The sequence below is a fragment of the Acrocarpospora macrocephala genome, from assembly GCF_009687865.1.
GTDB classification, from domain to species: Bacteria; Actinomycetota; Actinomycetes; order Streptosporangiales; family Streptosporangiaceae; genus Acrocarpospora; species Acrocarpospora macrocephala.
The window spans coordinates 1-12394 of the sequence record NZ_BLAE01000057.1; the positions used below are offsets into that span (position 1 = coordinate 1).

General features: G+C 69.3%; 9 protein-coding genes. 4 read left to right on the plus strand and 5 right to left on the minus strand.

Annotation, left to right across the window (positions count from 1 at the left end):
- On the plus strand, nt 1-318 hold a 318-nt coding region (locus tag Amac_RS54025; protein ID WP_218041561.1), incomplete at its 5' end, for a hypothetical protein.
- Nucleotides 319-395: 77 nt separating this feature from the next.
- Here the strand turns inward: Amac_RS54025 and Amac_RS39120 are convergent.
- Nucleotides 396-941: a hypothetical protein gene (locus Amac_RS39120; RefSeq protein WP_155359474.1), complete on the minus strand. Its 546-nt coding sequence runs from the start codon at nt 939-941 to the stop codon at nt 396-398.
- A 56-nt stretch (nt 942-997) separates the two neighbouring features.
- Between Amac_RS39120 and Amac_RS39125 the strand changes: the two genes are divergently transcribed.
- Nucleotides 998-1180, plus strand: coding sequence for a hypothetical protein (locus Amac_RS39125; RefSeq protein WP_155359475.1), 183 nt, complete (start codon nt 998-1000; stop codon nt 1178-1180).
- A 200-nt stretch (nt 1181-1380) separates the two neighbouring features.
- Here Amac_RS39125 and Amac_RS57535 read toward each other — a convergent pair whose 3' ends face one another.
- The gene (locus tag Amac_RS57535) at nt 1381-5124 is read right to left on the minus strand and encodes an AAA family ATPase (RefSeq protein ID WP_155359476.1); all 3744 of its coding nucleotides are present in this window, start codon (nt 5122-5124) and stop codon (nt 1381-1383) included.
- Nucleotides 5125-6216 (minus strand): exonuclease SbcCD subunit D, encoded by a 1092-nt coding sequence (locus Amac_RS39135; RefSeq protein WP_155359477.1) that lies wholly within the window; start codon nt 6214-6216, stop codon nt 5125-5127.
- A gap of 146 nt (nt 6217-6362) precedes the next feature.
- On the opposite strand from Amac_RS39135, the gene Amac_RS39140 reads away from it, so the two are divergent.
- Together Amac_RS39140 and Amac_RS39145 are read left to right on the plus strand one after the other, a co-directional pair.
- Nucleotides 6363-7841: an alpha/beta hydrolase family protein gene (locus tag Amac_RS39140; protein WP_155359478.1), complete on the plus strand. Its 1479-nt coding sequence runs from the start codon at nt 6363-6365 to the stop codon at nt 7839-7841.
- Nucleotides 7842-8002: 161 nt separating this feature from the next.
- Nucleotides 8003-9418, plus strand: a complete 1416-nt coding sequence (locus Amac_RS39145; protein WP_246269003.1) for an LCP family protein — start codon at nt 8003-8005, stop codon at nt 9416-9418.
- 3 nt (nt 9419-9421) lie between these two features.
- Here the strand turns inward: Amac_RS39145 and Amac_RS39150 are convergent, their stop codons facing one another.
- Together Amac_RS39150 and Amac_RS56730 are read right to left on the minus strand one after the other, a co-directional pair.
- Nucleotides 9422-10429, minus strand: coding sequence for an enolase C-terminal domain-like protein (locus tag Amac_RS39150; RefSeq protein WP_155359480.1), 1008 nt, complete (start codon nt 10427-10429; stop codon nt 9422-9424).
- Between the two features lie 15 nt (nt 10430-10444).
- Nucleotides 10445-12259: an MFS transporter gene (locus Amac_RS56730; RefSeq protein ID WP_246269004.1), complete on the minus strand. Its 1815-nt coding sequence runs from the start codon at nt 12257-12259 to the stop codon at nt 10445-10447.
- Between the last annotated feature and the right edge of the window lie 135 nt (nt 12260-12394).

Genomic DNA, 12394 nt, shown 5'->3' on the forward strand with positions numbered 1-12394 from the left:
GTCCTGGTCACCCGGCTGGCCGCCTGCTGGCGCAGCCGCACCCCCTACCAACTCCGCGATCTCGACGGCCGCCCCCTCACCGTGGAGGAGGCCAAGGCGATCTGCGCCGAGCGATACGCGGTCAGCGACGCCGACCGCGCCAAGAACCGGCCCAAACGCGCCAGCACACGGCTGAAACAGGGCACCAACCAGGACACGAAACAGGGCACGAAACAGGGCACGAAACAGGGGACGAGCCGACGCGGTCAGGAGTCGCCACACGACGCTCCGGCAGCCGGCCCGTCCAGCAGCAAGGCTACCCGCCACACGACGGCCTGACCGGCCCTCACCACCCCCAACCGACGCGCAACGCCGTGACACCCAGTCCCGGCGTCGACCCCGCCTACCCTGATCCTTCAAAGCTTGATCGGCTTGACTTCCGTTAGGAACTCAAAACCCGGCCTTGATCCGCGACAAAACCGCAGGTCACGCGACCCGTGAAAAGATCTACCTGCCCGCCGCCATGCGATGAGCCATCCGCCAGGCCCGAACAGAACACGGTCGTTTCCGCCGACATCACGCATCGCCGGCGCAAGCACGCCCGCTACCCGCACCCCCGCGAGGCGTTCCACGCCTTCCCCGCCGCAAATCAGCAGAGGTCTGTTCGACCAGCTCAACGCCCTGCCCTGGAGCGAGGTCCCCATCGAGCAGATCACCGACGGCCACGGCCGCACCGAGATCCGCACCATCATCCAGACCGTGCCCGCCCCCACCCCGGGACACCCTTCCCGCACGTCACACAGGTCCACCTGATCAAACCGAAGGCCGACGACCTGAACTGCAAGCCGGTGCCGGCCGTCGCGGTCCTGGGGGTCACCACCTTGACCGCTCACCGGGCCGGTCCCCGCCGACCCGCCGAGTTCATCCGCGGCGAGCGATCGATCGAGAACAAGGATCATCACCTCCGTTCTCCCGCGGGCCGCCAGGGGCGTCGCGTGACATTGCGACAGCCCGAGACGTGACCTTCGGCGAAGACCGGTGCAAGATCCGGACCGCCACAGCTCCATCGATCTCCGCGATTGTGCGCAGCTACGTGATCGGCGCGTTGCGCCTGCTCACCTTCACCAACATCGCCGACGGAACCCGCTGGGCCCGCGACGACTTTCACAACCCGTTGATCGCTCTCGGTCTCACGATCTGAGAGCTCCTTCAGCCCTGCCCAGAGGACATCACGCGGTGATTCGTTATCGAGGTGAGCGCGAGCAGCAGGCCGTACCCGATGGTCAGGCGAAACCCCGGACAAACTCACCAGCGTTCCCGGCTCAGCGAGGTTGTCGGCTATCTGGGTACGACCCGCCCGTCTGTCACGTCACTTGAGACTGGTAATCGGCGTACTCGTGTTCAGGCGTGGGTGGTCAGCGTTGAGCCGGTGCGGGATTTCCTGACGTGGAGTTGGGTGGGGATTCGGGTGCGGAGTTCGGGGACGTGGCTGATGACGCCGACGGCTCGGCCGCCTTGGCGGAGGGAGTCGAGGATGTCGATGACGTCGTCGAGGGTTTCCTCGTCCAGGGTGCCGAAGCCTTCGTCGACGAAAAGGGTGCCTATGTCGGTGCCGCCGGCCTCGGCGGTGACGACGTCGGCGAGGCCGAGGGCCAAAGCGAGGGAGGTGATGAAGCTTTCGCCGCCGGAGAGGGTGGCGGGGTCGCGGTCGATGCCGGTCCAGGCGTCGAGGACGCGGAGGCCCAAGCCGCCGCCGGAGCGGGTCCGGGAGGCGGCGCTTCGGCGTTTGTCGTACTGCAGGAGGTAGCGTCCGCCGGACATGTGGGTGAGGCGGTCGTTGGCGGCGTCGACGACCTGGCGGAGGCGTTCGCCGAGCACGTAGGCGGACAGGGCCATGTCCCACTGGTTGTCGGTGGAGGTGCCGTTGGCGAGTTCGGCCATCCGGCGGGCCAGGAGGTGGGCCGCTTCGGCGGGGACGCGGCGTTTCACGGCGGTGGCCAGGTCGGCGGAGAGCGCGGTGAGGTGGTCGTGGCGGTGGCGGGCCTGGTCGCGGGTGGAGGTGCGGTCTTCGTGTTCGTGTTCGGCCTGCTCGCGTTCTTCGGTCAGTCGAGCCAGGTCGGGGGGTGGTTCCGCGGCGGCGGCGAGGAGTTCCGGGTCGGACAGGAGTGCGGTGATGGCGGCGTGCTCGTCGCGGAGCGCGTTGAGGCGGTCGGTCATGATCGTCCGTTCCGCCCCGGTCCGTACGGCGGCTCGGGCGTCTTCGATGCCGCGGAAACCGGCGTCGAGCGCGGCGCGGACTGCTGCCTCGTGGGCGGTCTCGCGTTCGGCTTCGGCTGAGGCGGCGGAGCGCAGGGCGGCGGACGCGGCGCGAAGCCGGTCGGCCTCGATGGCGAGCCTGGCCATCCGGGCGGCCAGGGTGGGGTCATCGCCGCAGGCTGTTTTGATGATCTCGGCCAGCCGATTCTCGTCGGCCGCGATCTGTTCTGCCCTGGTGCGAGCCGATGCCAGGTCGATCGCGTTCTGGCGGGCCCGGTTCTCCAGGTCGGCCAGTTCGGCGGTCAACTGGGAGACCTCCCGCGCGTCCGCCGGTTCGCGTGCGGCGGTCATGCGGACCCGCGCGAGTTCGAGTCCCGCGTCTGTACGGGCCTGGACTGCGGCTTCTTCGGTGAGGTCCACGGTGTCGCGGACGGCGTCGTAAGCGGCTTGGGCGTTGGCGGCACCCGCGACGGCGTCGGCAGCCGCTGAGATCAGGTCGGCTTCACCGGCGATCCGGGTCCTCCGCTCGGCCACGGAGGCGTCGTCGCCTCTGGCCTCGTCGAGCCGCGCCACGATTCGGTCCTGTTCGCCCAGAAGCGCGGCCTCCTCGGCGCGGAGTTCCGCCAGCGCGCGCCTGACCTCCTCCGCTCGCTCGCGGGCCGATTCCAGTTCGCCGCGCAACGTCTCGACTCGCGCGGCCAGGTCCTCTTCCGTCGCCGCCAGCGCCCGCAGTCCCGAGAGCACGTCTTCCTCGGCCGTCCAGGCCGCCTCCGCGTCTCCCACCGGCAGCCCGTCGGCCTGATCTGCCGCCGACTCCAGCCGCGAGGCGACCGTGGCCACCCGGGATTCCGCGGCCTCCCGCGCGCTCTGCGCGCCATCCGAATCGGCCTGCGCCGCCTCCTCGTCTTCCGCGCCCGGGGCGTCCGCGAAGGACTCGGCGGGCGCCGGGTGCGCCTCGGACCCGCAGACCACGCAGGCCTCCCCCGCGACCAGACTCGCCGCGAGTTCCGCCGCCATCCCGTCGATCCGCGCCTGCCGGACGGCCAGCAACCGGTCCAGCATCACCTGCGCCTCATCGGTCGCCGCCCGCCGGACCTCCTCCGCCTCGGCCAGTTCGTCCGCCAGTTCCTCCCGCCGGAGCGCCGCGTCGAACCGCCCACGGGCCGCCAGGCACCGAGCCTCGACAGCGGGAATCTCCGCCACCCGGGACCGTAGTTCGCCGAGCTCGGCCGTGGCCGCGGCGAACTCCCCAGGCAGCTCCGCCAGCCGCGCACCCACCTCGGCCTCAGCCCGCCCGAAACGCTCGCCCTCGCTCCGCAGACTCCTCAACTCATCCCGAACCACACCCAACCGGGCTTCCTCAGCACTCAGCTCCTGAAGCCGGGCAGCCTCCTCCCGGCAACGCCGCTCCCACTGAGCCAACGTCGATTCCGAGGAAGGCACCTGATCCGGATCGTGGAATAGGTGGGGGGCCGCCTGTTCGAGGGCGAGCAGGAGGGCGCGTTGGTTCGCCTGCGCCTGGGTTAGAGATCGGGCCAGCGAATCGCGGTGGCGAACCTTGTTGAGGGTCGATTCGGCTGCTTCGTGGGCCGATTCGGCGAGCGGGAGGGTGGTCGCGGCGTGATGGGAGGCGGTGCGGCGGAGTTCGGCCTCTTGAAGGTCGTCGGGGAGGACGGCCAGGCGGTCGTTGATCTCGTGTTCGGTCTTCTCCAGGGAGAGGAGCTCGCTGGCCGCCTCCGTTCGGGCGGTACGAAGGAGAGCCAGGCGAGCTTCCTCAGGTTCAAGCTGATTCAGGCGTGCGATTTCATCTCGATAATCCTGTTCGAGGACAGCTAGTTCCTCTGGGCCGACATCGCCCACTTGTACGGCTTCCGCCTGCGCGATGGCGGCCCGCGCCAGCGCCGTGCGGTGATCGTGCTGGAGGATCAAGGGCAGGACGCGATCCGCGGCGGCGGCCTCGGCGAGGAGGGTTTCCAGGTCGGCGCGTTCCTCAGCGGTGGATTCGAGTTCGTCGCGCCGCAACACGGCGTCGGCATGGCGGTGGCGCCGTTCGGCGAGGGCGCGGGCCTGGTCGTGGCGGGCACGCGCGGACTCGAGCGTGGCTTCGCTCGCCGTACAGGCCTGGGCGGAGTCGCGGGCGGCGGAATCGGCGGCAGCGAGGAGGGCGGCGCTCCACCCCAGCGGGTCGGAGTCGGGGTCGAGGGCGGTTTCGGCCAGAAGGGCGGAGCCGGCCGCGCCGCGCATCTGGTTGACGGCGGCGTGCACCTGGGCGCGGAGGGATTCCTCCGCGCGGCCGGTTTCGCGGCGGTGGTCGGCGAGCCATTTCTCCACCCCGGTGAAGAGCCGGACCGAGAAGAGGCGTTCCAGGAGTTTGCGGCGGTCGTCGCCGTCGGCGCGGAGGAAGCGGGCGAATTCCCCCTGAGGCAGCATGGCCACCTGGGCGAACTGGTCGAGGTTCATGCCGAGCAGGCCGCCGATGAGGTCTCCGGCCTCGTCGATACGGGTGGTGAGGCCGACCCAGTCGTCCTTGAACTCTTCGACGATGACCTTGGCGTTCTCGGTGACCATGCCCTGACCACGGAGTTTGGGACGCAACCAGGCGGGCGAACGCCGGATCCGCAGGCGCCGCCCGCGGATCGTCGCCTCCAGCAGGACCTCGGGCCCGCGATTGGGCGGGGCGTGGTCGCAGCGGAGCGTGCGGGCGCTGTTGCGCAGACCGGGCACCACACCGTAAAGGGCGCAGCAGACCGCGTCGAGGACGGTGGTCTTGCCCGCGCCGGTGGGGCCGTGGATGAGGAACAGGCCCGCCGCGCCGAGGGTGTCGAAATCGACCTCCTCGACGCCGGGGAAGGACCCGAAGGCTGAGATCCGCAGCCGGTGCAGCCTCATCTACGCCGTCGTCTCCTTGATCCGGTAGGCCGTGATCGCGTCTTCCAGCAGCCGTCGCTCGTCGGCGTCGGCGGGCTCGCCCCTGACCTCGCGGACGAAGTCGAGGGCCACCTCGATCTCCGGGCGGCCGGATATCCGGGCGCTGCGGGCGATCGGCTCGATTCCCCCTTCGGGGGCGAAATGCAGGTCCACCGTATGGGGGAATCGGGCGCGCAGTTGCTCCATCGCGGCCTTTGGCCGTACCGGATCGGTGAGGGTGGCCTGGATCCAGTGGTCGCTTGGGTCCAGGGCGAGGAGGTCGGACAGGTGGCCGCGGATCCGGCGGAGCGGGCGGGGGACGGGGGCGGGGACGAAGGTGGAGGTGGCGGCGTCGAGGTCGATCAGCCAGGAGCCTTTGACGTGGTCGGCCTCGGAGAAGGAGTAGGCGAGGGGGGAACCCGAGTAGCGGACGGTGTCGCTCATGCGCTGGCGGCCGTGCAGGTGGCCGAGGGCGACATAGTCGACGCCTTCGAACGCGGTCAGCGGCACGTGGGCCACCCCGCCGACGGTGATGTCGCGCTCGCTGTCGCTGGCCGCGCCGCCGACCACGAACGCGTGCGCCAGCACCACCTTGCGCTCGCGCGGATCGGCGCGGATCCGGTCCATGGCATGGGTGATCGCGGCCGTGTGGGTCCGCTCGGCCAGCTGCCACGGACCCTTCACCAACTCCGGCTCCAAGTACGGAATGCCGAAAAATCCAACATTGTTGATGACGACTGGAAGCCAGGACCGCCCCGGATCGGTACGCAAATGGACCCGATCCATCAGATCGGCCCCGAACCCCAGCCGCACCGGAGAGTCATGGTTCCCGCTGATCACCACGGTATGCACATCGAGGGCACGCAGCCGCGCCAGCGCCTCACCGCAGAGCGCCACGGCGTCGACCGGAGGAAGGGCCCGATCATAGACATCTCCCGAGATGAGCACCACGTCCACGCGCTCCTCCCGAACCGTGGCCACGAGATGGTCCACAAAGGCCTCTTGCGCGCGCAACAGGCTCTCGCGGTGGAACGACCGGCCCAGGTGCCAGTCCGACGTATGCAGCAGGCGCATGTCGCAGGAAGCTAACAGGTCCCTCCGACAAATGTGGCCCCTGCCACGTCGGCAGCAACACGTAATGTCTTAACCTTGTGATCCGTGGGCACAGTAAGGAGGAGGGCACGACTCGGAATGTTGATGGTCCCGCGGGGAGCGGCCTGATGGCGATTGGCCGGGGCACCCTGAGTGTCGTGGCGGGCGTGCTGGTAGCCGCGCTCGCGATTTTGGGTTACCTGCTGCCTCCGCCGGCATTCGATCCGCCGCCGCTGGTGAAAGCGCCCGCCTTCGAGGAGCTGCCCGAGCAGCCCGCGTCCGAACGCCGGCCGGTGAGCACCGGCACGCCGATCCAGGTTCAGCGGATCACCGTCCCGGTGCGGGGCGAGGAGCTGAAGGCCACCATCCGCGTTCCCACGACGCCCGGCAAGCACCCGGCGATGGTCTTCGTGCAGGGCTCCGGCTCAGGCTCCGGCGACGAGTTCACGAGCCAAGCCGAATGGCTAGCCAAATCCGGAATTGTCACCCTTTCTTATGACAAGCGGACGGTCGGGTACTCCTTCCGGAACCGGGACTTCGCGCTCCTCGCCGAGGATGCCCTGCACATGATCGACGTGCTGCGCGCCCGTTCCGACGTGAATCCGGCCAAGACCGGCCTGTGGGGCGTCAGCGAAGGCGGCTGGGTGGTGCCGATCGCCGCGGCCAACAGCCACGATGTGGCCTATACCGTGCTCGTCTCCTCGCCCAACGTCTCGCCGATGCGCCAGGTCGCGTTCGCGCTGAACGAGCAGCTGGAGCGCCTGCACGCGCCGAACGGCGTGCGCGACCTGCTCACCCGCGCGATGGGCGGCGTCGGCTTCGACTTCCTCCGCTACGACAGCGTCCCCGCGCTCAGCCGCATCACCCAGCCCACGCTCGCGCTGTACGGCACGATGGACCCCTCCATCCCGTTCGTGCAGAGCACCGAGACGCTGATCAACTCCCTCCCGACCAGCAACTACACCATCCGCTTCCTGGCCGGGGCCGATCACGCCATGCGGATCAACGGCGGCCGGTTCGTGCCCGACTACCTGCCCACGCTGGCGAACTGGATCCAGAGCCTGCCGGCGCTGCCGCAGCTGAAGATGGCGGGAGCCACGCCGATCCAGCGCTTCCAGGCCAGCGACGTGCCGGCCGCGCCCTGGTATGGCGGGAGCACCTTCCTCGGCCTCACCCTCACCCTGGCCGCGGTCGGTTACGTGGCCGCGCCGGTGACCGAGATGATGGTCCGGCTGCGCGGTCGTGACCTGCGGCATCAGACCAACATGCAGCTGTGGCCGGCGCTCAGGCGCAGGCTCAGGCGGATGGCCTGGACGGGGCTCGGGCTGCTGGCCGCCGTGCTGGCGTTCATCATGCTGATCGTGCTGTTCTCGGTGAACCAGGCGGGGGCCTGGCCTGCCGTACAGGCCGGGTGGCTGGTGGTGCGGGTGCTTGCGGTGTTGATCCTGGCGCAGGAGGCGGGCGCGGTCGGGGCGCTGATCGTCGGGCTGCGGGATGGCTGGCAGCCGTCCCGGTGGCAGAAGGCCACGCTGACCGGCGTGCTGGGCGGCACGGGGCTGCTGCTGGTTACGGCCGCTTACTACGGTCTGTTCGCATTCCCCTGGTAGGGAATTGCCCCGTTATGTGGGCATCGGTTGGCCGAACCTGCCGATGAAGTTGCCATACATCGCCAAAGGCGACGGCATGACGGCCGCGGGGGCGGTTCAATGTAATCGCAGCGGCACTGTCAGTGACGCATCGGTAGATCGATATTCCAGTCGGGGTGGACGTGAAGAAGCCAGCGGGGGTGATCGGGTGGCTCGCGCTCTCGGCCGTTCTGCCCGGCGCGGCCCACCTGCGGGCCGGGTGGACACGTACCGGATTGGCCCTGCTGGGGACCTATCTGGGCATCGTGCTGACGGGTTTCGCCATCGTGAAGACGGCGGATGCCGGGCTGGCGGGTCGCGCGCTGCGCTGGCTGACGGCGATCAGCGTGCTGGCGTGGGCGGCCGCGCTGGGCTGGTTCGTCCTGATCGTGCACTCGTTCATCGTGCTGCGGCCGTGGCGGTTGCCGAGGAAGGGGCAGATCCTCACCGGGACCGTCGCGGGAGTCCTGGCGATCGTGATGGCGGCGCCGTTCGTGATCACGGCGCAGTATGTGACAGTCTCGCAGCGTGCGCTCGAGCGGATGTTCGGCGGCTCCGGCGAGCCGATCGGGGATCCCTGGTCGGGTCGGGATCGGGTGAACGTGCTGCTGGTCGGCGGCGACGCCGACGAGAACCGGATCGGGATGCGGACCGACAGCGTGAACGTGGCGAGCGTGGACGTGCGCACCGGCGACACGGTCGTGTTCAGCCTGCCGAGGAACCTGGAGGATGTTCGTTTTCCGCCCGGCAGTCCGATGAATGCCCGTTTCCCGGACGGGTTCCGCCTTCCGGTGGGGGTGGGAGGTTCGCGGGAGGACCTGCTCTTCTCGGTCTGGGAGTACGCGGACGAGCATCCGGAGCTGTTCGGCGGGCGGCAGGGCATGGGCGCCCAGACGCTGAAGGAGACCGTCGGCTACACGCTCGGATTGAAGATCGACTGGTACGCGATGGTGAACATCTGGGGATTCGCCCGGATTGTCGATGCGCTGGGCGGGCTGGTCCTCACGGTGGATCGGGATGTCGTGTTCGGGCGGTACAACGAGGGCCTGGTCCGGGCGGGCACCCGGCGGCTCGGCGGCGCGGAGGCGCTGTGGTTCGCGCGATCGCGCACGTTCAGCGATGACTTCACCCGGATGCGGCGGCAGCGTTGCGTGTTCAACGCGCTGCTGACCCAGGCCGATCCGGCGAGCGTGCTGGCCAGGTTCAACCAGATCGCGGCGGCCACCCAGGACATGATCCAGACCGATGTGCCGCGGGGCATGCTGGAGCACCTGGTGCCGCTGGCGGCGAAGGTGAAGCACGCGAAGGTGACGAGCGTGCAGTTCGTGCCGCCGTTGATCCACACGGGGTATCCGGACTGGGACCTGATCCGGCGTGTCACCGCGCAGGCACTGGAGGATCAGAAACGGCCCAAATCTGTTCAAACCCGGTCCGCGAACCCGGTCGAAGCGGTCGCGGCCCCGACTGCCGCTCCCCCGACCGTTGCGCCCCCAGCTGCTGTGCCCCCGGCTGTTGTGCCGTCGCCGGATCAGCTCAAAGCGGGATGTGACGGGATGTGACCGTCAGTGGGTGCGGAAGGACTCCTTGGCCAGCCGTCTGACCTGGTCTTCGTCGATGGTGTGGCCGAGGCCGGGCTGGGTGAGCGGGACCGCGACGACGCCGCCGGAGGCGCCCACCGGCGGGGTGACGATCTGGGCGCTTCGCGGGGGTTCGGTGACGTCGCTGGGCAGGGTGCAGCCGGGCAGGCTGGCGACCGCCACCGTGGCCGCCCTGGCCAGACCGGCGCCCCGGCCGTCCGCGCAGGTGATGTCCCAGCCGGCGGCGACCGCGTAGTCGTGTGCTCGCCGTACCGCGGCGAGGGAGCCGAACAGCGAGGGCCGCAGGAGCAGCGCCCGGCCCGCGTGCACGGTGATCGCCCGGTCCAGTTCCTGGAGCGAGGCGACCTCCACCGCGACCGGGGCCGTCACCCGGTCCTGCAGCTCGGCGCTGGTGAGCAGGTCGGTGCAGGGGCGTTCGATCCCGGCCAGGCCGTAGGAGTCCAGTGCCTCCAACTGCGCGATCTCGGTGTAAGCCCCGCACCCGTCCACGGCGATGGCCAGCGCCGGGTATGCCGCGCGAACCGCCCGAACCGGCTCCACATCCCACCCCGGGTGGACATTTAGCGTGACATGTCCGTATCCGCCCCCAACGTAGCGGTTGACGCGGCTGACCGTGCCCTCCAGTGACCCGTCGGCGCTCACCCGCACGGTCGCCGCTAGCGACGTACGGCTACCGCCCAGCGCGTGGGCGAGCGGGACGCCGATGAGCCGGGTCCACAGATCCCAGCACGCCATATCGGCGGCCGAACCGCCTGGAATGCCCCCGAGCTCATTAGGATGCTCCCAATCCACCCCGATAAGGGCTTCACCCAGGGATTCCTCAAGATCCTCCCAGGTGTCCAGGGCGGGCTGCACGACCTCGCCCCACCCGGCCATGCCGCCATAGTCGGTCAACTTGACGAGGATGCTCTCCGGACGCCGCCCATAGGGCAGGACCAGCCGGAACACCTCGATCTCGCGGACACGCGGCACGTGACTCCCCCTTGCTCAGACCTCCATGGTGACACGTCCGGCGAGGAGCACACCTGCCCCGGCCATTGCCGCGAGCAGCACGAAGCACAATGCGTAGGCGGCGGACACGGTGAAAATGGCGCCAGTGACGGCGATTGCGACAACGGTCAGCACGGACTCCCCGACAGCGAGCGACGCACTGTTCTTCCCCTGCTCCCCCGGCTCCGACAATTCCAGAACGAGCACCGACAAGGTCGGATAAACCACGCCGATTCCGAATCCAGCCACCGACCAGCCCACGAAAGCCACCCATACTGGCACTTCAGGCACGACGATCGGCGCCGTCACCGCGACTCCGACCGCGATGAGCGCGCACCCGAGCGCAAGAAGACGATTCCGCCGGTACGGCTTGCGCCCCTGAATCCACGAACCGAGCGACCAGAACAGCGCGCCCCCAGTGAGGGCGATACCGCCCTGATCGGGTGAAAGGCCGCGCTCCTCGAACAGCACCAGCGGAATCAGGACCTCAGCGGCGAGAAAGGCACCAGTGGCGATACCGCGCAACGCCACAACAGCCGGAAGCCCTCGGGCCCCGCGCATCGTCCCCCGGGGAAGCAGCCTCGGCAACGAGACCGCCAGCACCACCAGCCCCGCGACGATCAGCACAACGTTGCTGCCACCACTGCCGTATTGCAGCAATCCCGCACCGATCGCCGCCAGCACCCCCATCGCCAGCCGAAGCCGAAATCCCCCATCAGCCGTGCTGGCGGCTGCCGACCCGCCCAGCCCGACAGCCTCCAGTTCGCCTTCCCGAACACCTTGCCCGACGGCTTCCCGCGCACCTTGCCCGACGGATTCGTCCAGACGTCGCCGCCCGACCTCCGGCCCACCTTCCTGCTCTACGTCCCCCGCACCCTGCCCGACGGATTCCACCAGACGTCGCCGCCCGACTTCCCGCGCACTTTGCCCGACGGATTCGTCCAGGCGTCGCCGCCCGGCCTCCGGCCCGCCTTCCCGCTCTACTTCCCGCGCACCTTGCCCGTCGAATTCGTCCAGGCGTCGCCGCCCGACCTCCGGCCCACCTTCCCGCTCTACTTCCCCCGCACCTTGCACAACGGATCCGTCCAGGCGTCGCCGCCCGACCTCTGGCCGACCTTCTTGGCCGGTTTCGTGGAGGCTTTCCCGGCCGGTTTCGCGCGTGCTTTCCCACCCGGTTTCGCGCACGGTGGCTTCCTCGGGGTTCTCGTGCTGCGTTGCTCTTCCGTGCCCGGCGAGACCCCGCCAGAGGGCGAACACCGCCGGGGCTGCCAGGACCGGAACGGCCAGGAATACCCACCGCCAGCTGAAATGTTCGGTCACGAACCCGGTGATCGCCGGGCCTACCACCGAGGGAAGCACCCATGCGGCGGCCAGCAGCGAGAACACCCGAGGGTGCGTCGCCGCCGGATAGATTCTTCCGACGAGGACGTAGATCGCGACGTCGAACATGCCTCCGCCGAAGCCCTGCAGGAATCGCCCGAGCAGGAAGACTTCCATGGTGGGCGCGGCCCCCGCCAGGGTCAGGCCCGCCAGGAAGGCCAGCAACCCCGTCCACAGGGGCGCGTCCGGACCCCGTACATCCCCCCACCGGCCGCCCGCCACGGTTGCGATCAACGCGGCCGCGATGCCACCGCTGAAGGCCAGGCTGTACAAGTGGTGGCCTTCCAGCTCCCGCGCGACGGCGGGCATCGCCGTCGCCACCGCGAGATATTCGAACGCCACCAGCATGAAGAGCGCGACCATACCCACGCTCAAGGCCCGATATCGCTGGTCGAAGATCTGCGGACGATCAGGGGTAGTCACGGTAGTCACATCCCGAACCGTACAAACCCACCTACACCCCCGGCCATCCGCACTTGGGCGTAGGACCTCCGCCGGAGCATCCCAACCTTAGGGGAAGTGGCTCCAGACCTTGAGCGGGAGACGCCCCAGACCACGGGCGGGAAG

Excerpts from the sequence above, each read along its gene's own strand:
- Amac_RS39140 (WP_155359478.1), top strand. The coding sequence starts at position 6,363 with ATGGCGATTGGCCGGGGCACCCTGAGTGTCGTGGCGGGCGTGCTGGTA.
- Amac_RS57535 (WP_155359476.1), bottom strand. The coding sequence starts at position 5,124 with ATGAGGCTGCACCGGCTGCGGATCTCAGCCTTCGGGTCCTTCCCCGGC.
- Amac_RS39135 (WP_155359477.1), bottom strand. The coding sequence starts at position 6,216 with ATGCGCCTGCTGCATACGTCGGACTGGCACCTGGGCCGGTCGTTCCAC.